This window comes from Tepidibacillus infernus, assembly GCF_048898065.1.
Taxonomy (GTDB): domain Bacteria; phylum Bacillota; class Bacilli; order Tepidibacillales; family Tepidibacillaceae; genus Tepidibacillus_B; species Tepidibacillus_B infernus.
This window is the reverse complement of record NZ_JBLWFI010000002.1, coordinates 191,242-216,788: the sequence shown is the minus strand read 5'-3', so window position 1 is coordinate 216,788 and position 25,547 is coordinate 191,242. Positions and strand designations below refer to the sequence as shown.

The 25,547-nt window shown below is 34.3% G+C and carries 23 protein-coding genes, 1 pseudogene and 1 other annotated feature; of the genes and pseudogenes, 4 read left to right on the top strand and 20 right to left on the bottom strand.

Going from position 1 to position 25,547, the window contains the following annotated elements:
• Positions 1–110 precede the first annotated feature (110 nt).
• The gene (locus TEPIDINF_RS13425; RefSeq protein WP_421692303.1) at positions 111–863 is read right to left on the bottom strand and encodes an acyl-[acyl-carrier-protein] thioesterase; all 753 of its coding nucleotides are present in this window, start codon (positions 861–863) and stop codon (positions 111–113) included.
• Positions 864–915: 52 nt separating this feature from the next.
• Positions 916–1,587 carry a tRNA (guanosine(46)-N7)-methyltransferase TrmB gene (gene trmB, locus TEPIDINF_RS13420; protein ID WP_068722488.1) on the bottom strand — a complete coding sequence of 224 codons (672 nt, stop codon included), beginning with the start codon at positions 1,585–1,587 and terminating at the stop codon, positions 916–918.
• 199 nt (positions 1,588–1,786) lie between these two features.
• On the opposite strand from trmB, the gene TEPIDINF_RS13415 reads away from it, so the two are divergent.
• Positions 1,787–2,458 (top strand): endonuclease/exonuclease/phosphatase family protein, encoded by a 672-nt coding sequence (locus tag TEPIDINF_RS13415; protein ID WP_421692302.1) that lies wholly within the window; start codon positions 1,787–1,789, stop codon positions 2,456–2,458.
• Here the strand turns inward: TEPIDINF_RS13415 and TEPIDINF_RS13410 are convergent.
• Both TEPIDINF_RS13410 and TEPIDINF_RS13405 read right to left on the bottom strand, forming a co-directional pair.
• Positions 2,413–3,897, bottom strand: a complete 1,485-nt coding sequence (locus TEPIDINF_RS13410) for an alkaline phosphatase family protein (RefSeq protein ID WP_421692301.1) — start codon at positions 3,895–3,897, stop codon at positions 2,413–2,415. The two genes, TEPIDINF_RS13415 and TEPIDINF_RS13410, sit on opposite strands and share 46 nt — an antisense overlap.
• A 68-nt stretch (positions 3,898–3,965) precedes the next feature.
• Complete coding sequence (locus TEPIDINF_RS13405; RefSeq protein WP_069801113.1) at positions 3,966–4,196, bottom strand: hypothetical protein; 231 nt, start codon at positions 4,194–4,196, stop codon at positions 3,966–3,968.
• Between the two features lie 129 nt (positions 4,197–4,325).
• Between TEPIDINF_RS13405 and TEPIDINF_RS13400 the strand changes: the two genes are divergently transcribed.
• Positions 4,326–5,144, top strand: coding sequence for a histidinol-phosphatase (locus TEPIDINF_RS13400; protein WP_421692300.1), 819 nt, complete (start codon positions 4,326–4,328; stop codon positions 5,142–5,144).
• A 51-nt stretch (positions 5,145–5,195) separates the two neighbouring features.
• Here the strand turns inward: TEPIDINF_RS13400 and TEPIDINF_RS13395 are convergent, their stop codons facing one another.
• From TEPIDINF_RS13395 to TEPIDINF_RS13380, 4 genes are all read right to left on the bottom strand, one after another.
• Positions 5,196–8,867 (bottom strand): 5'-nucleotidase C-terminal domain-containing protein, encoded by a 3,672-nt coding sequence (locus TEPIDINF_RS13395; RefSeq protein WP_421692299.1) that lies wholly within the window; start codon positions 8,865–8,867, stop codon positions 5,196–5,198.
• A gap of 281 nt (positions 8,868–9,148) precedes the next feature.
• Positions 9,149–10,738 (bottom strand): phosphoglycerate dehydrogenase, encoded by a 1,590-nt coding sequence (gene serA, locus TEPIDINF_RS13390; RefSeq protein WP_069801116.1) that lies wholly within the window; start codon positions 10,736–10,738, stop codon positions 9,149–9,151.
• On the bottom strand, positions 10,716–11,882 hold the full coding sequence (locus tag TEPIDINF_RS13385) for a pyridoxal-phosphate-dependent aminotransferase family protein (protein WP_069801117.1): 1,167 nt from the start codon (positions 11,880–11,882) through the stop codon (positions 10,716–10,718). Before TEPIDINF_RS13385 ends, serA begins: the two co-directional genes overlap by 23 nt.
• 133 nt (positions 11,883–12,015) lie before the next feature.
• Positions 12,016–12,254, bottom strand: a binding site (T-box leader).
• A gap of 94 nt (positions 12,255–12,348) precedes the next feature.
• The gene (locus TEPIDINF_RS13380; RefSeq protein WP_069801118.1) at positions 12,349–13,701 is read right to left on the bottom strand and encodes a glucose-6-phosphate isomerase; all 1,353 of its coding nucleotides are present in this window, start codon (positions 13,699–13,701) and stop codon (positions 12,349–12,351) included.
• A 548-nt stretch (positions 13,702–14,249) separates the two neighbouring features.
• Here TEPIDINF_RS13380 and TEPIDINF_RS13375 point away from each other — a divergent pair.
• Positions 14,250–14,948 (top strand): annotated as a pseudogene (locus TEPIDINF_RS13375) (transposase); the annotation flags it as partial.
• A 96-nt stretch (positions 14,949–15,044) separates the two neighbouring features.
• Here the strand turns inward: TEPIDINF_RS13375 and TEPIDINF_RS13370 are convergent.
• The 6 genes from TEPIDINF_RS13370 to TEPIDINF_RS13345 all read right to left on the bottom strand — a co-directional run bounded on the left by TEPIDINF_RS13370 (position 15,045) and on the right by TEPIDINF_RS13345 (position 20,923).
• Entirely contained in the window at positions 15,045–15,527 is a 483-nt protein-coding gene (locus TEPIDINF_RS13370; RefSeq protein WP_421692298.1) for a hypothetical protein, read from the bottom strand.
• Between the two features lie 200 nt (positions 15,528–15,727).
• Positions 15,728–15,910: a hypothetical protein gene (locus TEPIDINF_RS13365; protein ID WP_421692297.1), complete on the bottom strand. Its 183-nt coding sequence runs from the start codon at positions 15,908–15,910 to the stop codon at positions 15,728–15,730.
• A 371-nt stretch (positions 15,911–16,281) separates the two neighbouring features.
• Positions 16,282–18,096 (bottom strand): oligoendopeptidase F, encoded by a 1,815-nt coding sequence (gene pepF / locus TEPIDINF_RS13360; RefSeq protein ID WP_421692296.1) that lies wholly within the window; start codon positions 18,094–18,096, stop codon positions 16,282–16,284.
• A 25-nt stretch (positions 18,097–18,121) separates the two neighbouring features.
• A complete protein-coding gene (gene prpE / locus TEPIDINF_RS13355; RefSeq protein WP_421692295.1) occupies positions 18,122–18,922 on the bottom strand; it encodes a bis(5'-nucleosyl)-tetraphosphatase PrpE in 801 nt (266 codons plus the stop codon).
• Between the two features lie 147 nt (positions 18,923–19,069).
• The gene (locus TEPIDINF_RS13350) at positions 19,070–19,918 is read right to left on the bottom strand and encodes a DegV family protein (protein WP_068722473.1); all 849 of its coding nucleotides are present in this window, start codon (positions 19,916–19,918) and stop codon (positions 19,070–19,072) included.
• Between the two features lie 51 nt (positions 19,919–19,969).
• On the bottom strand, positions 19,970–20,923 hold the full coding sequence (locus TEPIDINF_RS13345; protein ID WP_068722472.1) for an L-lactate dehydrogenase: 954 nt from the start codon (positions 20,921–20,923) through the stop codon (positions 19,970–19,972).
• A gap of 270 nt (positions 20,924–21,193) precedes the next feature.
• On the opposite strand from TEPIDINF_RS13345, the gene TEPIDINF_RS13340 reads away from it, so the two are divergent.
• The gene (locus tag TEPIDINF_RS13340) at positions 21,194–21,697 is read left to right on the top strand and encodes a DoxX family membrane protein (protein WP_068722471.1); all 504 of its coding nucleotides are present in this window, start codon (positions 21,194–21,196) and stop codon (positions 21,695–21,697) included.
• Between the two features lie 68 nt (positions 21,698–21,765).
• Here the strand turns inward: TEPIDINF_RS13340 and TEPIDINF_RS13335 are convergent, their stop codons facing one another.
• From TEPIDINF_RS13335 to TEPIDINF_RS13310, 6 genes are all read right to left on the bottom strand, one after another.
• Positions 21,766–21,975 carry an SE1561 family protein gene (locus tag TEPIDINF_RS13335; protein WP_068722470.1) on the bottom strand — a complete coding sequence of 70 codons (210 nt, stop codon included), beginning with the start codon at positions 21,973–21,975 and terminating at the stop codon, positions 21,766–21,768.
• 335 nt (positions 21,976–22,310) lie between these two features.
• Positions 22,311–22,424: an AgrD family cyclic lactone autoinducer peptide gene (locus tag TEPIDINF_RS13330; protein ID WP_082732290.1), complete on the bottom strand. Its 114-nt coding sequence runs from the start codon at positions 22,422–22,424 to the stop codon at positions 22,311–22,313.
• Entirely contained in the window at positions 22,421–23,050 is a 630-nt protein-coding gene (locus TEPIDINF_RS13325) for an accessory gene regulator ArgB-like protein (RefSeq protein WP_421692294.1), read from the bottom strand. The genes TEPIDINF_RS13330 and TEPIDINF_RS13325 overlap by 4 nt, the downstream gene beginning before the upstream one ends.
• Positions 23,051–23,067: 17 nt before the next feature.
• Positions 23,068–24,393, bottom strand: a complete 1,326-nt coding sequence (locus tag TEPIDINF_RS13320; protein WP_069801122.1) for a sensor histidine kinase — start codon at positions 24,391–24,393, stop codon at positions 23,068–23,070.
• A gap of 106 nt (positions 24,394–24,499) precedes the next feature.
• Positions 24,500–24,940, bottom strand: a complete 441-nt coding sequence (locus TEPIDINF_RS13315) for a DUF1284 domain-containing protein (protein ID WP_068722464.1) — start codon at positions 24,938–24,940, stop codon at positions 24,500–24,502.
• Positions 24,941–24,983: 43 nt separating this feature from the next.
• A complete protein-coding gene (locus TEPIDINF_RS13310) occupies positions 24,984–25,496 on the bottom strand; it encodes a hypothetical protein (RefSeq protein ID WP_069801123.1) in 513 nt (170 codons plus the stop codon).
• Between the last annotated feature and the right edge of the window lie 51 nt (positions 25,497–25,547).

The following is a 25,547-nucleotide window of genomic DNA, read 5'->3' as shown; positions in this document are numbered from 1 at the left end:
CAATATATTTTTAAAATATTTTAATAATATAACTCATTTAAAAGAACATCTAATATTTCTAACTGGTTTAGTTAAGAGATGCAAAATCCATTTGGCAATTTTGAAATTCATCAATCCATAGCCTTCCAAGTGGTTTCTAACAAACATAATGTCGTATCTTGTTCATCAACAATCTGATGCAACCCTCTCAATTGATCACTTTCGGTTACGATCTCTGTTCTCACTTGAACCTTAGTTCCATATTTAGTTTCTTTCTTATACATTGCCTTGATATTATTCAAACTGTAATTTAATACAGTTTCTAATGGTATTGTTTCTATAGCCCATTCTACATACTTGGCGTTATTCACATGCTTATTCGTATCAATATCACTATAACAAACAGTAAAATCCTTCATATATTCAATTTCTCTTGGCTCATCCAATTTACTCATCTCAGAATCTTTTATTTGATCAGGGTCTAAACCATAAGCTTGATAGATCATTTTCGGAATCTTGGTTAACCGCATTTTTTCAGTATCTAATAGCACCCACCGAGAAAAGGCATAAACCATTAATTCGCCATGTTCATCAGTCACTTTAAATTCCCGATAGGCATTAAATTTTTCAAAATAACAGGCATTTGTTGAGACTTTTAGTTTTTGCCCAAAGACTGGATAATTCTTTATTGAAATATCCCATTGGTATAATGACCAAGCCAAATGATTTTTCTGTAAAAAATCTAAGCCAATCCCAACTTGTTCACTTTGAAAAAGAGCAATATCTTGAAAATAATTGATCAAAGTAGTTGGTAAGGCTCTTTGTTGGTAATCGATTTCATAATAATGGATTATGTATTCTCTTTCTGTCACGAATGGGTTCAAATCGGTCACTCCTATCATTTTTACCATATTTATCATTTTCAATATTCGCTCACTAATTCCTCCAGTTTTTTTGATTTGTTCCTAACCATTTTGCTTCTAAACGATAAATTGGTTTCCCTTGATTGATGAATTTTTCTTCATATTCAGTTTGAACATGGTTTTCAATCTCTTCTTCATCCCGATATAAATTTAGGCTGATATTTTTTAATTGAAAATGATGGCCACTTAGTTCATTTAATGAAAACTCAAAAAGTAGCTCATTATCTGTTTTAAAATGAATCTCTGCACTATCAACAAGGATTTGTTTATACATCTTTAAAAAAAGGTGATGTGTTAATCTTCTTTTTGCATGTCGTTTTTTTGGCCATGGATCAATAAAGTTTAAATAGATCCTGGAAATTTCCTGTTCACCAAAAAAATTCAGAAGGTTATTTACATTACCCAAAATAAACTTGATATTGTTTAATTCAAAATGAACGGCTTTACGTACTGCTTGTACAAGTACTTCCTGTTTTTGTTCAATGGCAATATAATTGATCAGAGGATTTCGTTTGGCCAATGTTGTGATAAATTGTCCTCTACCTGTTCCTAATTCTATATGTATAGGATTCTGATTACCAAACCATTCTTGCCATTTTCCTTTAAGTTGAGTAGGATCCTTAACAGAATAGCTGGTATATTGGAATATTTCATCTTTAACCCAAGGTCTTTTTCGTAGCCTCATAACTTTTATTCCTCCTATTTTTTCTAGATAAAATGAATGTATATTACAATAGAAAGGCAGAGATGACAGTGCTCGTTATAATATACATCTCAATATATTATTGGGTCCCACAAAAGTAATCGGAATAAGTTAATCGTATCACAATTAGCGAATTGGTTACATTATTTGAAGAGAACTCTTAATAGAAAGGGTAGGTCTAATGAAAATCATGTCATATAACATTCATAGTGGTAAGAATACTTGGATGATTCCTTCCTTTCGAAAAATGATTCGTTTTTTTCAAAAGGAACAACCTGATGTGATCGGACTACAAGAAGTGAATGAGAATAATAAAAGGGGATCGCAAGTGACTGCATTGGAACATCAATTAAAAATGAATGTTCATTTTGGCCCACACTTATCTATTGGCAAAGGTCACTATGGTATCGCTACATTAAGCCGTTTTCCTATTCTCGATCGAAAACAAATTCTTTTAACCAGTCAGAAAGAACAACGAGGTTTCCTTGATACGGTTATTAAGGTTGATCGTAAAGAGGTACATCTTTTAAACACCCACTTAGGCTTAAATGAGAAAGAAAGAAGCGTTCAATTTAAAGAAATTGAACAATACATTCGTTCTTTATCCCAGCCTTTTATTTTCTTAGGCGACTTTAACACCATTTCTCCAGAACTAGATTCTTCTCTACTGATTGATACTGGTAAACAATCAAAAAAAGAGCACCAATCAACCATGATGCTCACCAAAAAACGGATCGATTATATTTTTATCTCTAAAGAATTAGAACTGATCAATTACGAAGTATTAGATGTAACCTTTTCTGATCACTATCCTGTTGTCGTAGAGGTCACATTTAAAAGATCTAGAACATAATCTTTTAGATCGACGATTCGGGTATTGGGCTTTGGATTTTTCGTTGCACCAGAAACTAATAAAGGTACAATTGAGTCTGTTCGATGTAATGAACCATGACTTCCTCCACCTAAATGGACAGGGAAGGTTTTTGAAATAAATTCGAAGGAAGGTTTTGCAGTAGCAACAATAGAAAAAATATCTTGTGAAAACAAGGCACCGTATAATCGTGATAATGCATCTGGATATTGATTGAAATAGATGGCTCCATTCTCTATCTTTATATCTAAAAGACTCAGATCACCATCTACATTCCATCCCACCCCATAAGGATCTATTTTTTTTCCTTGTTTTGTAAAATGAAGCTCTTTCCCTTGATGGTTCTTAACATGAATTTGATCCTTTTCCTTCCAAGCAACAAAATCAATCCGATCATCGGATAGCAACGTTTTAATTACCTGTTCTCGTTTATCTTTTTTTAACGGATAAACATAAACCATTCGTTCATTATTCGCAAAAACCACTTCATCTGTTTCGCTAATTTTTTTCCCTACAGGTGTAACTTTAAATGGTTTTAATAATTGATCTAGATCAATGTTATGGTGCTGCTCTTTACCAATTGCCGTTTGTCCATGATCGCCAATAATAATGAACGTGGTTTGTTGAAGGGCTTGATCCCAGGATCCAAAGACATTTAATATTTTGGTTAGTTTTTGGTCTACTTTCTCTAAACTGGCTAGCGGCTGGTGAATATGTTTATGCAAGAAATGATCGTGGTCAGGAAAATAGACCATTAAAAAGTCTGGTTGATTTCCGCTTTGGATCACCAATTTTGTTGCTTCTGCAGCAAAATCATCGTTGATTCCAAATTGTTGAAAGACCGATTGATTCCAATTCCAAACCATAGTTCTGCCAAAGAAAGCTGGTTTGTGGATGGCGCCTAAGCTTAGAATATTGGGGCCACTTATTTTCCTATTGTTAAAGGAAAAGAGTGTAAAAAGATTTATTAAAAATGGTGGCTTTAAATGATGTTCACTTTTTCCACGATGGATGATAAAGTTAATCGCTCCTGACGTTTTACTATGATCCGCTAATTCTTCATAAATTGTCTTAGTTTTTTTATTTAAATGGCTTTCATTTAAATGAACCAATACATCTTTTGCTGTTTTGATCAATCCATACTTTAAAACAGTTCTTGCACCATTCACATAATTGACAATACGTTTTTCCTCAGGATGATACCAAATCAATCCTGGAACCTTATGTTGATCAGGATAAACCCCTGTCATTAATGTACTGTCTACTGATGCCGTCATCGTTGGAAATGCGGTTACACATTCAGAGATATAAGTACCGTGCTCCATTAAAAATTTAAGAGCAGGTGTTTTTTGCGTTTTGATTGCATTTTCTAATGCTTCTGGCATTAAAGCATCGATCAGAATCATAATTATTTTTTTCATATATTCTTTCCCCTCAACAAAATTCAGTCTTATTTAGTATTTGGGGGAAATCATTTTTCTATACCAATTTACCTTAATTCTTTGTCAGTTAAAAGATAGTCAGTATCTACTTCAAGAATCGTAAGCGAATGATGACAACAGGGTAAGACTAATAATTTTTTTATACCCGATTGTATTTTCTTTAAATCTTTTATTTTTAAAGGCAATAATACATTTTCTTTAGCACAAAAAGGGCATAAATGAAAATAGAGATCTTCCCCAATTATTTCGTAGGGCCATGTATTTTTAAAAGGAACCATGTTTCTCCTCCTTATAAAGCTCATTATAAACTTATTATAAACTTATTTCATTATATGTGAAGGAAACAAACTAATGTTAAGGAATATGGTACAATAGATTGAAAAAGAGTCGGAAGGAGGATGTATGATATGATTACTGATTATCATGTCCATTTAGAAACAGGGCCTTATACCATAAATTGGCTCATGAAGTATCTTGAAATAGCAAATGAACGAGGAGTTACCGATTTAGGATTTTCAGAACATGGTTATCGCTTCAAACAATCTAAGGCTATTTTATTTAATCCATGGATTGAAGAACGGCAAACTGAAGATGTAGATGAATATGTTTCGCTTATTTTAGAAGCAAAAAAACGGGGGCTTCCAGTGAAATTAGGAATTGAATTGGATTATTTCCCCGGAAAGGAGAAAGAAATCGAACAATTTTTAGCTCCCTATCCCTGGGACTATGTCATAGGGTCAGTTCATTGGCTTGACGATTGGGGATTTGACCTAATCGAAATGAGGGAACAGTGGAATCAAAGAGCAATTTTAGAGGCATATCAGGAGTATTTTAGTAGGGTAGAACTGCTTTTGGATACAAAGCAATTTGACATTCTTGGTCACGTTGATGTGATTAAAGTGTTTGGTTATAGACCCAGTGAAGATGAACATGAGACCCTTTATTCCCTTTATGATCGGGTTGTAGAGAAGATTGCCCAAAGTGGAATTACAGTAGAAATGAGTACTGCCGGTTTAAGAAAACCTGTCCAAGAACTATACCCTGCTCCAGCTTTAATGGAAAAGTTAGCAAAATATAATATTCCTATGATCATCAATTCTGACGCTCACCGGCCTGAACATGTTGGTGCTGATTATGATATAGGAATAAAGTATTTAAAAGAATACGGTATCGATCAAATTAGTACATTTGAAAAACGTAAACGAAAAATAGTTCATTTAGTATAAAAAGGAGGCTACCGATCCGCTATAGGAAGGTAGCCTTTGATCTTTTAATAATTATGCCGCTAATAATTCATAGTTTATCATGCTGACTTGTTTGCTGATATCTATCATTCTATCCTCAACAGTAGGAGCAATCACTTTAGCATTTTTGATTTTTTCAATCAATGCATCACGAACTAACTCATAGGTATTTGTCCATGTGACTTCGGCTAATGTTTTAAATCCATCTTGACCACCTGATAAGAAATCATTTGTCGCAACAGTGTACGTCTTATCCATTTCTACAGGGGTTCCATCTTCTAAAGTAATCTCTGTTACTCTTTGATACTCAGGCTTCGTTGAATCATATTTCACCTTTAAGCCAGAGATCTGCATCATTCCTTTATACAAAGTTACACTTTGCTCGAGGACTGCCTTGATTTGTGCACCTGTCATTTCGGCTTTTACAATCGTATTGTCAAAAGGCATCATAGTAAAGATGTTTCCAACAGTAATATCTCCAGCAGGTAGTTCAGTTCGAATTCCACCAGCATTTTGGAAAGCGATCTGAGCATCTACTTTTTCCTTCATCACATCTGCCATCCAGTTTCCAATGTTAGATTCATTGTTGTAATCTGGTTTCAAATCAACTGTTGTCTTACCAATTACGACATCAAAAATTGATTTTACATCTTCATTATATTTATCTACAATCGCTTGAATTTCCTTATTTGGTGTGACTTCAAGCGCAGTCTTACGTACTTCGACTAAAGCTGCAGAACGATCGATCACTTTTTGATTTTTTTGGTCAAATACGATAGTAATGTGCCCCATCATTCTACCATTTTTGGATGCTTCAACGACTGGAATCCCATTGATAATCCCTTGTACTGCTTCATGACTATGACCACCAATAATCGCATCAACATCTTTTACACCATTTGCAAGATCTGCTAATGCGCCAGAGATTTCTTTCGTGTCAGGATCTTGTGAACCTGGAACATGTGTTAATAGAACGACAAGCTCTGCCCCATCTTTTCTAACCTCTGGAACAAGTTGATTGGCTACCGTAATGGGATCTTTAAAATCAAAGTTTTTAATAAATTCTAATTTTGCTGTTTCTAATGTTTCAGGGGTAGCCAAACCAATAATTCCAATTTTTACTCCATTTTGTTCAATGATTGTATAGGGTTTGGCCCATTCTACAGGTTTATTAGTGGCTTTATCATAAATATTTGCTGCTAATAGTGGGAAAGTTACATTAGCCTCTTTTCTTGTAGCCAATACTTTTTCAATTCCCCAGTCAAATTCATGATTGCCGAGTGTAACTGCTTTATATCCGATCATTTCAAAGGCTTTTGCTACAGGTTCCCCAAAGAAGATATTGGATAACGGAGTACCTTGATAACGATCACCAGCATCTAGAATCAACGTTCCCTGGGGATTTTGTTTTTTGTATTCCTCATACACTGCTGCTAATTTTGCTATCCCTGCTTCATATCCACCTTCCAAATTACCATGAAAGTCATTGGTAGAGAAAATATCAATTTGTTTTAAGTTTACATTAAGAGAATGGTTAATAATCGCAACCATATGTCCACGGGTAAATTCCATTTTTGGACTAATGGTAGAAGATGTGGTTCCTTGAATGAGGCCGACTTTTAATGCTGCAGCGATATTTCCTTTTGCCCAGTCACTTACTTCTTTTAGATCCTTATATTGGCTAAAGGCATTTAAGTCTTGTTTTATAGAAAGATGTAAGCTATTCATCACTAAAGAAATAGCTTGCTCTCTAGTGATAACATCATTTACCCCAAATCGGTCAGCTGCTACACCTTTTGTAATTTTTGCGTCAAAGGCGGCTTGAACATATGGTGCTAACTTTGCATCGACATCGGTAAATTTCGTTGTCGTTACGTTGGGTAATTCAAGACCTTTCGCTTTAACTATTGCTTTAATAAATTCTCCGCGAGTCACCTTTTCTTCTAAATTAACAGAAGCAACATTTGGTGTTCTTCCGTCCTCTGAAACTGGAATATCAATTACCTTTTTATTTAATAAATCATAGGCATCTTTCTTAGCCCAATGGTTAAGATCTGCTCCAACGATTTTCCAGTTATTATCTACCTCTGGAGCAATAGTTTTCTTTTCTTTGATATATTTAGCAATAAGGTTTCTAATTTGCCCTTCTTCACCTTGGGTAGTTGTATCTATTAATTTATCGCCCGTAATTAACCCAAGGGATTTCATACCATTGTAGCGGTAATCATTTAATGCAAGCGTTAATTTCATCTCATCTGTAACTGGTTTACCCTTAAATGTTAGGTTTTGAATTCTCTTACCAGGTTCTTTAGAAATATCGATCTGATAATTTACGCCTGCAAACATGTCATAGTTGTACATTCTAATATTTGGGCTAAAACTAATGGTAACGTCACCTGGTTTGTAAGTATTGTAGTATGCTGCTGATTTTTCCATGAGTGCTTTTAATTGTGCACCCGTAATTTCCGTTTTAATTAAAGTATTTTCGTATTTGTAGATATTAGCCACATCTTTAATCGAGATTGGGCCTTTTTTAAGGTCAGATTTTGAAGTAAATAAAGCAGCTAGAGAAACATCTGCGTCTGTATAGTAGAGTTGAACCTTGTTTATCAGATCCATTAAAGCAGTATCTTGAATTTGAGCAACTGGAATCGCAGGCATTTCAGAACTCGGAAGGAAATTCCCAGTCGCTTCTCCAATTGGTGTATTTACATAATCTATAGTTTTTTGATGATAATCTTTTGCCAAATCCAGAATTTCTTGTGCTGCCTCAACATTTTTTGTATCGATATTTTTAGCAGTTTTATTTGTTACTTTCCATTCACCATTCACATTTTCAAGAGAAATATCAAATCTAGAAACTTTATTTCCAGTACTTTTTGGTTCAGAAATTAGAACGTTATTGATGAGTTGGCCTTCTATATCTGAATGAGCATGACCAGCTAAAATAGCATCAATACCTGGAACTTGCTCTGCAACTGCTTTTACAGAATCTCCACCATCTTCAAAGTACTCACCATCAACCCCAGCATGAATCGATGCGATAATAAGGTCTACTTTTTCTTGTTCCTTTAGAACCTTAACCCACTTTTTCCCTTCATCAATTAAACTGTTAAATTGTAAATCCTTAACTTTTTCCCCATCCCATCTAGGAATGTTAGGAGTGGTCATCCCTAGAATCCCAACTTTGACCCCATCAATTTCTTTCACAATATATGGTTTTGCAAAGTTGGAATTATCTGCTTTTTTATAGATATTTGCACTTAATACTGGAAACTTCGCTTCACCAATGATTCTGTTTAATACATCTAAACCATAGTTGAACTCATGGTTTCCTAATGTCCATGCATCATATTTCATTTCATTCATTACGGCAATGATTGGATATGTAACAGAAGTATCATTTTTATATACATCAGAAAGCTCAGTACCTTGAATGGTATCCCCATTATCAATCAGTATTGTATTGGGGTTTTCTTTTCTTACTTCCTTTACAATTGTATAGACTTTTGCAAGTCCAGCATCATCATCAGCTACACCAGATTTATAATCCCATGGATAAATCGCGTTATGAATATCACTAGTGCCTAAAATCGTAATAGTTTTTGTTGTTTCTGCTGCATTTATGAATTGAAAAGGTGTAACTAAGCTAAACAATAAAGCAAGTGTTAGAAAAAAACTAATCTTACTAAAGTTTCTCCTCATTTTTCCCCCTCCAATGGTTAAATAAAATGTTTAAAAAGTCTGATATCTTACCTTATACCCTTCTTTCTATGAAATATTATAATTCAAATAAAAGATTTATACCATTTTATCTTTTCAAAAAATTACCGAAACATGAAAAGAAACTGCTTATGATTTTAAATATAGACAATTGGTAAAAGGATGGCAATAGTTCTTTTTATAAAAAAAGGTTTGTATATTCCAGCGTGCCGTGTCTTTGCTAATGGAATATACAAACCCCTAAATAATTAGTGGAAATTTGATTATAAATCTACTTGAAAAAGGTTTTGTACGCCTTGAACGAATTTGATTTTATCTATTAGTTCATTCTCAACAGGGTGATCAATTCCTAAAAAGGCAATCGCCTTTCCACCTACTTGATTACGCCCTACTTGCATGGTAGCTATATTTACTCGAGCATTTCCTAATGCGGTACCGATCCTTCCTATGATTCCAGGTTGATCGATATGTTCCATCACAAGAATATTTCCTTCAGGGCTTAAATCGACAGTAAAGCCATTATAATTCACAATTCTTGCGCCATAACCATTAAGTACTGTACCTGCTAAATGCTTTTCTTCATGATTTGTCTTTACATTAACGGTGACAAGATTGGTAAAGCCATGTGATTTATTTGATCGACTTTCCACTACGGCAATTCCTCGAGATTTTGCCAATATGGGGGCGTTCACATCATTCACTTCACCAACGCTCCCAAGGTGCACCGATAAAATTCCTTTTAATACTGTTCTAGTTATAATATCAATCTCTTTATCGATGATATCTCCCGAATAGGTAATCTCTATTTTCTCAATTGCTCCTAAGATCACATTTGCAACCAATCGTCCCATTCGCTCAGCGAGTTGAAGATAAGGACGCACATGGTTTAGCATGTCTAACGGCAATGAAGGCATATTGACAGCATTTCTGAATGGTTCATTTTTCAAAAAATGATAAACCTCTTCGGCCACATCGATGGCAACATTTAATTGTGCCTCTTCTGTTGATGCCCCAAGATGTGGAGTGGTGACTACCTTTGGATGCTGTCTTAGTGGACTTTCCATCGGTGGTTCTTGTTCATAGACATCTAAAGCTGCCCCAGCCACAATCCCTTTGTCTAACGCATCAAGCAAAGCTTCTTCACGGATAATCCCACCTCTTGCGCAGTTGATGATTCTGACCCCCTTCTTCATCATAAAAAATTGGGGAGTATCGATTAGATATTTGGTTTCTTTAGTTAGTGGAGTATGAACAGTGATAAAATCGGCTTGCTTGATTACTTCTTCTAACGTACCTAAAGCAATCCCTAATTGTTCTGCTCTTTCGGAGGTTAAATATGGGTCATAGCAAATCACATTCATATTAAAGGCTTTTGCTCTTTTGGCAACCTCTGTTCCGATCCTTCCCATTCCTACAATCCCTAATACTTTACGATTTAACTCCACACCTACATATTTTTTTCGATTCCATTCCCCTTGTTTTAGGTCTTGGTGGGCTTGGGGAATCCATCTTGCCATGGCGATTAACATCGCAAAAGAGTGCTCGGCAGCTGATATGGTATTACCATCTGGTGCATTGATTACCACAATTCCCCGTTCTGTAGCAGCTTTCACATCAATATTATCAACTCCAACTCCTGCCCGTCCAATCACTTTTAACTGTTTTGCTGCGGCAAGCACCTCTGCAGTTACTTTTGTTTGGCTTCTAACAAATAATCCTTGATAATCCCCAATAATCTCCAATAATTCTGTTTGACTTAAGTCCGTTTTCACATCAATTTGGATATCTGCCGCTTCTCGTAATTTTGTTAAGCCTACTTCAGAAATAGGGTCACTTACCAATATTTTGTGCATATAGCCATTCCTCCTCTGCCGCTTTTATTCCTTTACCTAGTTCTACAGGGTACCCAATTTGTTTTAATGCCAATTCTAGCCCAGCAATGGTCGTTAAAATATCCATCGGATGAGTATATCCCATATGGCCAATCCGAAAGATTTTTCCTTTTAAATGTTGCTGTCCCCCTGCAGCAACAATCTTATAATCCTCACGTAGGACTTTTCTTAATTGTTCAGGATCAAATCGTTCATCCCCCTTAATCGCTGTCACCGTACAAGAGGCATCTTGATCATTTTCCACTAACAATGACAACCCTAAAGCTATAGCTGCTTTTCTAACCATATCACGAAGCAGTTTGTGCCTTGCAAAGCTATTTTCTAGTCCTTCTTGTTCAATTAAATCAATAGAGGTAGATAATCCAAATACTAATGAGACAGGTCCTGTAAATGGAGTCGTATTTTTGATTGCATTCTCTTTGTAAGCTTTTAAATCAAAATAAAAGCGCGTGCTATGAGTTTCTTCAATCACTTGCCATGCCTTTTGACTGACTGCAATTAATGCTAAACCTGGTGGTAAGCCTAAAGCCTTATGAGAAGCCGTTACTGCGATATCCACACCCCATTCATCCATTTTTAAATCCATTCCGACAAGAGCTGAGACACTATCGACAACAAAGACTGCATTCGTTTCATTAACAATCTCCGCAATTTCTTTTATCGGATTAACAACTCCGGTAGAGGTTTCACAATGGGTGGCAAATACTGCTTTAATCTTAGGATTCTGAACAAGCATTTCGCGGATCTGTTCAGGGTCTGCCGCTTTTCCATATTCAAATTCACAGGTAAGCACTTCAGCTTGAAAAGCTTTTGCAATCTTTGCAAACCGCCCTCCAAAAACTCCTGTAACAATAACAAGGACTTGATCACCCGGTTCAACAAGATTGGCCACTGCCATCTCTAAAGTCCCTGTTCCACTTGCTGCCACAATCAAAACGTCTTGGTTGGTTTGGAACAATCTTTTTGCTTTGATTAAAACCTCGCCAAAGATTTTCGAAAATTCGCCACTCCGATGGCCTAAAATCGTTCGTTCCATCGCCCTTTGCACCTCTGGGGAAATTGGTGTTGGGCCTGGAATCCTTAAATGTTGGTATTCAGTAAACATTTTCTCCACTCCCTTTCTACTTTCTTTTCTTTTATTGCTTTTATATGATTCGCTTTAATCCAGCTCATCTGTGCAGGATTAAAGCTAGAACATAAAATAAAAAACCTCTCACCCCCACACTGATTTTAATCAGTATAGGGACGAAAGGTTATCTTTCGTGGTACCACCCTAATTTATCATTATTTCACAATAATGATCTCTATAGGTAGTGTAAACACTATCTACTCTGATAACGGCTTTAACCGGTCAAACCTACTCAATTTTCGATTTGACAACTCCAGAGCGCTATTTTAATGTAGATTCCTCCAGTTTCCACCTACCACTGGCTCTCTTTGCTCCTCTATCATTAAAATTCTCTTTCATCGTTATTTTTTCTTCTTCAATATTTATGTTAGAATTTATCACGATTTTATGGTGACGTCAAGATGTTAATTCATTATTTTTAAATATTTTTAAAATTAGAATCTTATTTTAATCTTTCCTCAAGTTTTGCTTTTTCAGCTTCATAACCTGGTTTACCTAATAAAGCAAACATGTTCTTCTTATAGGCTTCTACTCCAGGTTGATCAAATGGATTTACTCCTTGTAAATAACCACTCATTCCACAAGCTTTTTCAAAAAAGTAAACCAGATGACCAAAAGTAAATTCATTTAATTGGTCTAATTTTACAATCAAGTTAGGTACCTGACCATCTGTATGAGCAAGTAATGTTCCTTCGAAGGCCTTTTTATTAACGAAATCCATGGTTTTTCCTGCAAGAAAATTAAGACCGTCTAAATTATCTTCTGTTTTCTTAATCACAACTTCTTCTTTTGCTTTCTCTACTATTAGAACGGTTTCCATTAGATCTCTTCTACCCTCTTGGATGTATTGACCCATGGAGTGAAGGTCTGTCGTAAAGTCCACAGAAGCAGGGTAGATTCCCTTATGATCTTTCCCTTCGCTTTCACCAAATAATTGTTTCCACCATTCGGAGAAATAATGAAGGCTTGGTTCGTAGTTGACCATGATTTCAATTGTTTTTCCTTTACGGTATAGTGCATTGCGAACGACTGCATATTGGTAAGCTTCATTTTCTAACACATTATCATTTTGATATAACTCATAGGCGTGTTTTGCCCCTGCCATCATTTGATCAATATCGATTCCTGCTGTAGCAATAGGAAGCAATCCAACAGCTGTCAATACAGAGTATCTTCCCCCTACATCATCTGGAATAACAAAGGTTTCATATCCTTCTTCTTCAGCCAGTTTACGCAATGCGCCCTTGGAAACATCCGTTGTAGCATAAATTCGATTTTTAGCCTCTTCTTTACCATACTTATTTTCTAAAACTTCCTTCATTACTCGAAAAGCAATGGCCGGTTCAGTTGTTGTTCCAGACTTAGAAATAACGTTCACTGAAATATCTTTTCCTTCTAATACCTGAAGCAGGTGTTTCAAATAGGTGGAACTAATTTGATGCCCAAGAAAATAGATTTCTGGTGTTTTACGTTGTTCCTTTGGTAATTGATTGTAAAAAGAGTGAGTGAGCATTTCAATCGCTGCTCTTGCCCCTAAATAAGAACCGCCAATCCCAATGACAACAAGAGCATCGGAGTTTTCCTGAATCCTTTTTGCAGCTTGCTTAATCCTTGCAAATTCATCTTTATCATATTGAACAGGCAAATCAACCCAACCTACATAATCATTGCCTGCTCCAGTTTTTTTATGTAACATCTCATGGGCCGTTTTTACAAGGTCCTTCATTTGAGTGATTTCATGCTCATGCACGAAACCAAGCACCTTTTTATAATCAAATTGCAATGGCTTAACCATTTTGTTCGACCTCCAGTATATGTTTATTTTATACATAGAACAATGTATCGAAAAAAGGAAATAAAATCAAGGGTATCCCCATAATGGAAAATGATACCATGAATAGGTATGGTGGAATATATAAAACTTCAAATCGCTAGCGGAAGGATTTCTTTACCGCAGAAGGAGGAGGATAAAGTAGATGAGATTCACAAAACCATTGCTTTCCATCGTGTTGATTTTTACCTTAATCGTTACCATGGCTCCATTCACGATGACTAAAAGCAAAGACCAATCATTCACTTGTGATCAATGAAGATAAAGAGGTCGTGATGATTACTGTTTTGTCTAATACCGTAATCCCTGATCTAGAAGGTTTAGATAAATTAAATTCATTTTCATTAACAAGAGAAAATTACCAAGCTTCCTTTGTATTAAACGCCAATCGTCAAATCCAAACTGTCTATGTCAAAGACCAAACAAAAGTTTATACGGGGCGTGAGGCAATTGAACGAATTGCTGCGTTAGTCGAAAAAGCAAAATTAAACCAAAAGCTAGATTACAATTTGATTCTCTCTTCGCTAAACCTTAAAGAAACCGATCTATTTAAACTTACAATAAACCAAAAAATTTTTGAACATGTTGAAAATGGTAAACAAGATTACTACATCAAGAAACTTACAACAGAGGCTTTTATTAAACTTCTGCTTTTTGCTCAGCTGCATGAAACCGAGAGTTTACAAGCCATGAGTGATGCACTACTTAATGAAGATCTGCAAAAAACACTTGGATTTGAATCGATAAGTGCCTCTCAATTATCACGAAAAAACAATGAAATCAATCCAGAAATTCTTTCAACTCTATTCATGGACCTTGTTTATCAAATTCAACAAATCCAATTTAAAAATAGAAAGAACATGCCATTAAACATCATTGATTCAAGTACACTACCGCTTAACTTAACCCATTACAAATGGGCAAAATTTCGTAAAACAAAAGCGGGTGTAAAACTGCATTTACGACTTGTGTTCATGGACAAGGACACTGTCTATCCTAAAAAAGCAGTGATGACAACAGCAAAAGAACATGACAGAAATCAACTTGAAGTCCTTGTAGATGACAAGGAAGCCATGTATGTGTTTGACCGCGGGTATGTTGACAGCGCCGAAGAAATCAGTGAAATTTACCGATCACGCTGGGCAATTGAACTATTTTTTAAATGGCTTAAACAGCATGTTGAGATCAAACATTTTTATGGAATGAGTGAAAGGAAGGCACTCTTACCCAGTATCCGAATGTAAAAGAACAATTGAAACTTCTAAAAGAAAAAGTTTTTCAGTGGCCTCGTTTAATCAAGTTGTTTTTTATTTTTCTGAATTACTTATTAAATCATAAATATAGTTATAATCAAATTTAGAGCCTATTATTCGATAATATCCTTCATGAAAACCAGAGAAATCAGAACTGATATAAAGAACTCTTAAGTTTTCTAAAAATAGATCTTTTATGAACAACCTTTCTGATTGATTAAATTCTAACATCACTGTAAAGTACGTTTCGTTTCCTTGTTTAGAGATTACATCCAAAGCTGATTTATCTTTTAGAGGCATTAATTTTAAATCACGAAAGTATCTTAAAATTAAATTAGAAGTATCTAAATCATTGGTTTTTGCAGATACTTCTTCGCCATTGGGAAGATTTTTTGTAATATGAAAACTACTAAGGTTTTCTGATGAATACTTAGTTATTGGGTTGTAGGGAATTTTATAATAAATATAATTCTGATATAAAAATACTAATAAAAAAACAAAAACTAATGCAAGTGCTAAAAACTTGAATTTTTTCATATATCTTACCCATACCTTTCTATTTATTTTAAAAATCTATATATGATTCCACTGCTGAAAACAGAGAAATTAACATCTAACCACCCTATAAGTGGTAAATTGAGGAATTATATTCTTCAATACTTCTATATATATTTTTCTAATAAGTAATATTTAGGCTTACAATGAATATCATTTACCCTTTTTAATCTTTTTCTTTGTTAAATAGCGACAGGTATCCCTTGATCCCGTTTAACGTATTTCCGAAAAAATTCTCCCTCTTCAAGCGTGTGAAGGGTAAATTCTGCCCCCCAAGAATTTTTAAGTTTTTCAGCAAGCCTTGAGTTCATGGTATAAAGATTGTTAAATAGGTTTTGTTGTAAATGTTTATTTTCTCTAAACATTTGCTGAAACCACAAAGATTAAATTTATCTCTGCTATTCTACAAATATCTAACTTATACTTAATAATTCGCACCAAGAAATAACTTCCTTCTGAAAATAAGGTTTTTATAGGGGTTTTTGCAGTGGAATCAGATATAAATTGGAAAAATTATTTCTTCTTAAATGAAAAATTCATCTTGATGGTTTTCCCTTTCAAAATAATAATTTTTTATCATAAAGCGATACTATAGTCAATCATCATGACAAATTAAATGTACTGAAAAGGGGATTTTTCATATAGATATATTTTGATGGAAATGTTGGTTACTTATGGAATATAAAAAAGGTGGGAATTTGTATCGAATATATAATTCCCACCTTTTTAAGTCCTTTTACTCAGCTAACAATTGTTCCATTTGATCTAATAGATCTTTAAATACATCCAGAGCCTGTTGAATGGGCTTAGGTGTGTTCATATCCACGCCTGCCTTTTTTAAAAGTTCAACAGGATAATCAGACCCACCAGATTTTAAGAAAGTTAGATAGCGTTCAACAGCAGGTGCTCCTTCTTCTAAAATTTGCTTTGCCAAGCTGGTAGCTGCCGAAAAACCTGTTGCGTATTTGTAAACATAAAAATTCATGTAAAAATGAGGAATCCTTGCCCATTCTAAATCGATCAATTCATCAATGACCATTTCAGGTCCATAATATTCAACATTTAATTGATGGTACATTTCATTTAAAAGATCAGGGGTTAGAGCCTCGCCAGCTTCAACTTTTTCATGAATCATTTTTTCAAATTCTGCAAACATAGTCTGACGATAAACCGTTGCTCTGAATTGCTCTAAATAGTGATTTAAATAATACAATTTTTCTTTTTTATCAGTTATGTTTTCCAATAGATAATGCATTAGTAAGGTTTCATTTAATGTAGAAGCGACTTCAGCAACAAAGATCTTATAATGGGAATAAATGTATGGTTGGTTTGAATTGGAATAAAAAGAATGCATCGAATGACCTAACTCATGTGCTAAAGTGAAAAGATCATTTACATTATCTTGATAATTCAACAAAATATATGGATGTGTTCCATACGATCCCCATGAGTATGCCCCACTCGTTTTCCCTTGGTTTTCATATACATCGATCCATCTGGATTCAAAACCCTTTGCTAATTGGTCTAAATATTCTTGCCCTAATGGTTTTAGCCCTTTTTTTACCGTTTCTTTTGCTTCTTCATAAGGAACTTTGATCTTTACATCTTTTACGATAGGGGTATATAGGTCATACATATGTAACTCATCAAGATCAAGCATTTTTTTACGTAAACTTACGTATCGGTGCATGAGATTGATATTTTTCTTTATCGTTTCAATTAAATTGTTATATACTTCTGGTGTCACATTATCATCATCTAATGAAGCCTCTAGCGCCGAAGCATAATGTCTTGCCTTTGCATAGAAAATATTTTTCTTTACATCAGAATTTAAGATAGCTGCAAAGGTGTTTTTCAAACTTCCATAGGTTTGATACATTGCTTCAAAAGCATCTTTGCGAACACGACGATCCGTACTCTCCATAAATTGAATATAACGGCCTTTCGTTAGCTCTACTTCTTCTCCTTGTTCATCTCTAATCGTTGGAAACTTAATATCAGCATTATTTAGCATGCCAAATATATGGTCTGGCGCTTGTGCGATTTCTCCTGTTTGTGCCAGCAACTGTTCTAATTCGGGAGATAAAATATGTGGTTTTGTTCGAACTATTTCATCTAAATAATGTCTATATAAAGCAAGTCCTTTTTCCTCTTTTATGAAAGATTCTAGCTTTTCTGTTGGAATAGAAAGGATTTCAGGTACAATATAAGAGGTTATACTACTTACTTGAATACTTAAACTACTTGCTCGGTCTGCTAAAGCTTGATACTTCGCATTAGTATTGTCTTCATCTTTTCTTAACCTTGCGTAGACAAACACTTTGCCAAGTGTTTCAGAAAGCTGATCTTGTAGCTTTAATCCTTCAAGCAAGTTTTTTGCAGAGGATTTTAGTTTACCTTCAAATCCTTTTAATTGTTCAGCAAGCTCTTTTACCCTTTTAAAATCTTCTTCCCATTTTTCATCAGTCGTATAGATCGTTTCAAGATTCCATTGATACTTCTTGTCAATCTCACTTCTTTTTGGTAGACTTTTTTTACTTTCATCAACCATGAGTCATTCCTCCTTAAAGATTTCTTTACCCTCGAAAATGTTTTGTAATATGATGTTCCTTATCCCCAGCATAATCCTCTTTTGCATCAACCTGAATGATTTCCATTTCAGGATAACGAAGAAAAGTTAACCGCCCTCCAAAAACACACCCCTGATCAATATTGATGGTATGACAAATAATAATCGGTTCAGGTCTAGGATCATGTCCATAAATAATCAAAAGATCGTTGTGGTGGTTTACTGTCCAATCCTTTCTGATCGGTCTCCCTTTTTCATCTATACCGGCTGTATCCCCATAACGAGTGAAGGAGCGTACTTGTTCTGAATCTTTCCCAATATCTTGATCGCGAATTCCAGCATGCACTGCTACTGCTACATCCTTCCCTTCCTTCGTAAGGATATAATGGGATGGGCATGCAAGTAGGAACTGCTTCATCTCTTCTTTTAATTTATCTAATTTTTCTTTCCCCTCTTCTTTTTCAAATTGTTCTAGTTCAGAGACAAACTTCTCATCGCCATGGACCATTTTTACATTTCGCCCCATTAAATAACGAGCAACCTTCCAATTATGGTTGCCATCAATAGCATAAGCTTGTGTTTCATTCACCATATCCATCACAAGGCGCATCACCTTTAAGGAGTAAGAGCCCCGACTCATCATATCTCCTAGGAATAACAGCTTTCTATTTTTAGGATGGAAATATATTCCCTTTTTATTCTTATGATAACCTAACTTTTTCATTCCTTCTATTAATTCTTCATAGCATCCATGAACATCTCCAACTAAATCGATTCCAGCACCTACATCGATTCGAAACTTTTTCATAAAACCACCCCATTCTAAATAACCATATCTTTCATATTCTTTACGGTTTTAATAAGAACTATAAGATAACCAAACTTAAGAATCAATTTGTAATGAAAAAAAGATCGTAACCAAGTTACGACCGTTTAATAATAGATAAACCCACCTTTAAAAAGCAACTAGTATACCGCCTTCACCAGCATAAGTACCAATAGATGGACCAATTTCAGTTAAAATAATTTGGGCAGTTTTATACCGCTTCTCAACCATCTCTTTTATTTGTAGTGCCTTTTCTTCGCAATTGGAATGAGCGATTCCTAAGATCTTTTGTTCTAAATTAACCCCATACTCTTCAATTAAATCAATCAAACGTTTCACTGTATTTTTAGATCCTCTAACTTTTTCAATCACGTCAATTGAACCTTCAAAACTATTTTTCATAATTAATTTGACGGATAATACCGAGGCTATTTTGCCTCTGACTCGATCCAAACGACCGCCTTTGATCACATTTTCCAACGTATCTAAGAAAATCAGGATATGTGAATGGTCAATCACATGTTTGATTTTAGTAATAAGCTCTTCAAAGTGAAAACTTTCTTTTATTAGTTCAGCAGCTTGCATGAGAATTACACCTAATCCAATCGATGCATTTTTTGCATCAAGAGCGATCATCTCTACATGAGGATATTCTTCCTTATAGGTGTCAACAGCCATCTTAGCACTTTGATAAGTACTACTTAATTGTGAGGATAATGTGATTACAATTCCTTGATCGCCTGGTCTCATTACTTTTTCAAATTGATCAAGAAAATCCTGGGGAGAAGGTGCAGCCGTTTTAGGTAACTCTTCTTGTCCCTTCATTTTTTGATAAAATTCATTAACACTCAAATTAACACGATCAAGAAAGTGATCATTTTGAAAGGAGATATGTAATGGAATGACATGGATATTGTATTTTTTAATGATTTGTTCTGGTAAATCACAGCTACTATCTGTAAAAAGATTAATTGACATCGATATTCTCCTTTTCCCGTAATCCCCTTTATTTAAGGGTTGTATATCATACTAAATCTTAGGCAATTGTATTTGGTGAATAAAGTTCCCTAATTGATTCGCTGAATGTTGAAGTTTTTCTTCTTCTTCCTTTGTAAGAGGAAGATCAAGAACCTCTTCAATTCCATTTTTTCCTATAATACTTGGAATTCCCAAACAAACATCACTAATCCCTTTATAATTATCCAAATAGGCAGAAACAGGTAGTATTGACATTTGATCATGTAAAATTGCTTCACAAATTCTTGCCAAAGATAGAGCGATGGCATAATAGGTTGAACCTTTTTTCTCAATAATTTGATAGGCAGCGTTTTTGGTTTGTAAATAAATCTCTTCTTTTTCTGCTGAGGATAAATAATACCTGGATTGTTCTTTTACTTGCTCTTGCGTCATTCCTGCTATATTTAATAAACTCCAAGCAGCCAATTCTGTATCTCCATGCTCTCCAATTATCATACCATGAATACTCCTTGGATCAATATTCATTTTTTCAGATATCAAATAACGAAAACGAGCACTATCTAGTAACGTTCCTGACCCGATAACTCTTTCCTTTGGTAAATGAGTTAATTTAATGGTGATATAGGTAAGAATATCGACTGGATTTGTGGCAATAAGAAAAATCGCTTCCGAATTGTATTTTAAGATTTCAGTTAAGATTTGGTGATATATAGATACATTTCTCTGCATTAAATCTAATCTTGTCTCACCTGGTTTTTGTGCTGCTCCAGCGGTGATCACAATAATATCAGCATCTTTGCAGTCAGGGTAATCACCTGCAGTTATTTTCATTGGTTGTGCTAACAGTAAGCCATGGTTAAGGTCTAATGCATCACCTTCAGCCTTATCCTGATTTTTGTCGATGATCACTAATTCGTCCGCAAGTCCTCTTAAAAGTACCGTATAGGCAAAAGTGGATCCAACTGCTCCGCTTCCAACAACAACAATTTTCGTTTGATTATTCATCCTTTAGCCTCCTTCATCATAAAAAAACTATTCTTTCTTTATTATGGACAAAGATTATACATCTAATCACCTCAAAATGATTACAAAGTTTAATCACTTGTTCACATTTTATGTGAAAAATTTATGAAAGAAAACCTAGAAATGTGCTAAAAACGAAAAGTACTTCTTATATATATATCGGAAGGAAAACACAATCCAATTACTTTTCCTTCATATGTAAGATGAACATCTTACTTTATCTTCTTTAATAATAAAGCAAAAGGAGGAGTTTTGATGGTACGTTTTTTGCGAGAAAATATTTATGCTGCCTACGGACTACTGCTTTTAAGACTTTACTTAGGTTGGAATTGGATGACAGCTGGTTGGGAAAAACTTACGGGTTCAGAACCATTTAGTGCAGAGGGATTCCTACAAGGAGCATTAAAAAAAATGGGTGGTGAACACCCATCAGTATCCCAGTGGTGGGGAGGCTTTGTTGAAAACTTTGCACTCCCTAATGTAGGATTTTTTAACTTTATGATTCCATTAGGTGAATTTTTGGTAGGATTAGGACTTATACTTGGATGTCTTACAACCGCCGCTGTTTTCTTTGGTATGATGATGAACTTTGCTTTCTTGTTTAGTGGCACTGTTAGCCATAACCCACAAATGGTACTTGTAAGTATCTTTGTCATTGTTGCTGGATTCAATGCAGGTAAAATAGGTTTAGACCGCTGGGTTATTCCTTACTTAAGGAATTGGTATGTTAAGAGCTTTAAAAAAGCATCTGTATAATCAAAGTAATAGAATTTCAAAAAAATAAAGCCAGTAACAAAATACCGAAGGAGTAACTCCAAAAAGGGTTACTCCTTTTCGTTTTGTACCTGATGTTCATTTCGATAGTGAAATATTTTTGTTTTAACGATCAATTTCTTTAATTCTGCTTCAATTGATTCAAAATCCTTTAGTTCTACATCCTCAGGATTAAATTGATCTACCATATAAGAAAGAAGTTGCAATCTTCCTTTAATATATTTCAATTGTTTTTTCTTATTATAGATTGGTGTAGACATCTAGATACCCCCATAGGTAAATATTCTTCCTTTTATTTTACATGAAAATCAAGTTTATATCTATAAAATAAGTTTGTATATTCCATCGCGCTCCATCATCCGTGCCCTTCTATGAATAAAGATTACGGAGAGAAGGGCACTTCTGAAGGCACACAAAGTGTACAAGTCGTGCTACACAGCTAAAGCTGCTAGTCACGCTATGTCGCAGCTTATGGAATATACAAACCCCAAATGACAAGGAAAAGAATGTAAGTAAAACTTTCTCTTCCAATAAAGAAAAAAGATGGGTTTATGTCCCATCTTTTTTAGTTGGTTTTATCTATGCTGTGGCGGATTTAATTTTTCTTAGGTAATTCTGGTTGGTAAACCAAGATTACACTAGCTGTTGAGACTTCCATTAAAGCAAGTAAAGAAAACAATGAAGCAAGAGCTTTAAATACCTTTTTCATTGATTTTCACCTCCCACAATTTTTCTTCTTATAAAGAAATCATCTATGTTGTGGAAAAGTTGAATTCCAAAAGGAGTTAAAGTAATTGATTGTAGAAAAATTCCAATAGCCGAAAAGAATGAGATCACATGAAATGAGGTGTAAAATATATCGATTAAAATATTCCCTATGAACCAAATGGATAAAAATACAAAGCTTGCCCATTTAAAAAAATGATGCTTTTCTCTTGGGATCGGACGATTTGCTGCAGAAACTGGGACGTAGATGAAGGTAACGATCACTGAAAAAATATATATTGGTAATAGCAAATAGAATGGGGATATTTCAATTGCAATCTGCTGCAATACGTAGGCTGGAATAAAGAAGAGAAGCATCGAAGTGGTTAAACAACGCAAATAGGTTGACATATGAACGCCGCCAGAAATGATTCGCAATAATGCAAAGAATAATGAAATCGTAACCATTTCCTTAAAAACACCAAAAAGGAGAGAGATCGAAAATAGAACAATAACTTTTACCAAACCAGTCAATGTCACTTCGATCCCATACCGAATGTAATCTACATCGTCTCTCTCAGCCTTCTCAGCTAATTTTTTGGCTAACCAATAAGATATTTTTGTAACCATTATAGTTTCTCCCCCTTTTAAAGAGGCAATTCTATAATAAAAGTCGTCAAATTTTTGCTAGATTCAACTCTAATTGTTCCTTTATATTTTTGTACGATAGATTTAACAATACTAAGACCAAATCCACTATTTTCCTTTTCTTTTTTAGTAGTATATCCTTCTTCGAATAATAAATCAACTATTTTTTTTTCAATTTTTGGCCCATTATTTGAAATCTGAATGATTGCTGTCGAATCCTTTTTGCCCCAATATATTTCAATAAAAGGATTTCTTGTATGACTTTCAGTTACAGCTCTTAATGCATTATCTAGTATATTACTGATTATTTTTACTAAATCATAGCCTTTGATGGAAGGAAATGTATCATCCGTTTCTACTATTTCTCTATACTCTACTTTTTTTTCTTCCATCAATTCAATCTTTGTATGTAATAAAGCGCTCACTGGGATATTTTTAATTTTAATACGCCGATTGGACGCACGAACATGCTGAACAAGATCATGAACATATTCTTGTAAATGATCATACATTTTCGCTTGAATCATGCCATGAATCGTTTGAATCTCATTGATAAAATCATGACGTTCCATTCGCAACTTCTTTAATACGTTTTCTAAGTGTTGATTATAGTCACTCTCAGTTTGAATGATCTCTTTTTGCATATAAATGTTTTTCAATTGAATGACAGAAACAATAAGTAAAATATTCACAATAACAAGCCCTAAACTAAAAAGAGGTAATCCATGAATATTTAGAATTATTTTTTTTAGTAAAAATTGGCTATTCATATAAAACGAATAGTTTAGATAAATGATAAAAAACAATTGAAGAAGAATTAGGGTTAAACTAGAGATCCAATAAGCAATATTTTTGTTAATAAATAGTTTTTTGAATCCTTTTGTTACAGACCAATGTTTTTTTTCGATAAAATAACTACTAATGATTAAAGGCAACATATAAGTAAATGTAACTAGTAATTTGAGCCAAAAGCTTCCTAGGATTTGTTGGTAGGAAATAAATTGCGTAATCACAACTAATACAATTATTTCAGAAATTAAAATAGAAAGAATGCTGGTAAGGGTCATACCAAAAGCAAATTTCCAATTCTTATGTATGAATAACTTATAAAGTATAGTATTAATAATGATTGTGATGATGATTCTAAAATCTGCAAAAGATTCTAATTGCCACATCAAATCAGAAATAAAGGCAGAGATGATCGCCATGAATAGAATTTTATATTTTATCTTTGAAAAGGAAAACCCAAAAAGAACAGTTCCTAACAGAAGCATACCATAAAATTCTGGTAATGAAATAAATAAATAATTGATCAGGAATCCCATTATTTAACCCCTTCGACAAAAACTGATATTTTTTTCAGTATATAATATAATTATCACAAATTGAACATTATTATAAACTGCGCCATTAGTCCCAAATCTAATAGATTTAGGAAAAAAGGGGTAATTTTTTTGTATTTAACCGTTGGATTCCTTCTTGGCATACCCCATATTCTAACCATGAGCAACCTTTACAGATTTGACTTAAATCTGCTGGTTCAATCATTTTCTGTGTTTTCATAAGAAGTTCTTGCTTTGTATAGATTTGATTAGGAATCAATCCTAGTTTTGCTATCACTTTTTGATCAATTTCCTTTACATGTGCATCAGAATTTTTATCTGCCAAGCATATGGTTCCTCCATGATGAGGGCAAGTGGAGCAAACATCGTCAAGTTCTTGTATCACCTTAATGGGTAAGAGAGGGTTCGTAGAATCATCTCGGATGAGGTGAGTAACTTCTTTCATTTTCTCGACAAAGGATTCACTATAACCCATGCCTTGAAACCCATGAATACATAGTAAATGATGCCCTCTTAGTGTGATTGTCATTTTCCTGATCTCCTTCCCATTGTTCTCTTGTATTTACTAGTTCTTATAGCTCTTGTAGTGTCATATAGGTATAGTTCACTAATTCATGGATATCTTCAATGTTATCTTCATCAATTTTTCGACCAAAATTCAACTGGATATGGTCATAATATAAAGGTTTATCTTCTTTTTTAAAATCGTAAGTGATGGTTTGTGTGATCTCTGGTCTACCTTCCCAGATTTGATTGATGGTCATCTCTATCTTTTCACAATCCACTTTAGGATTGGAGATAGGGATTGAAAATTCAATTTTTATTTCACAGCCTGGTTTTGACTCATCTTCCCATTCTAAAATTTCCTTAGACAAATCTTCCGTATTGGCTTTAAGTTGTATTTTAGCACTTTTTTCTTGTTCTGAACCCACAATTTTAAACTGTATTTGAAAAGTTCTAGACATTCTAGCTAAATCGATCAAATCATTTCGATCAATCACGATAATTTTTTGCCCTAAATCAAGGTCATATATTTCCCCTTCAAGAACCACTTTAATATTTTCATAGATCGTTGGATCAAACAAATGATTTCACCTCCCGTCCTGTTATCATGTTGTATTATATCCAATAAGCTC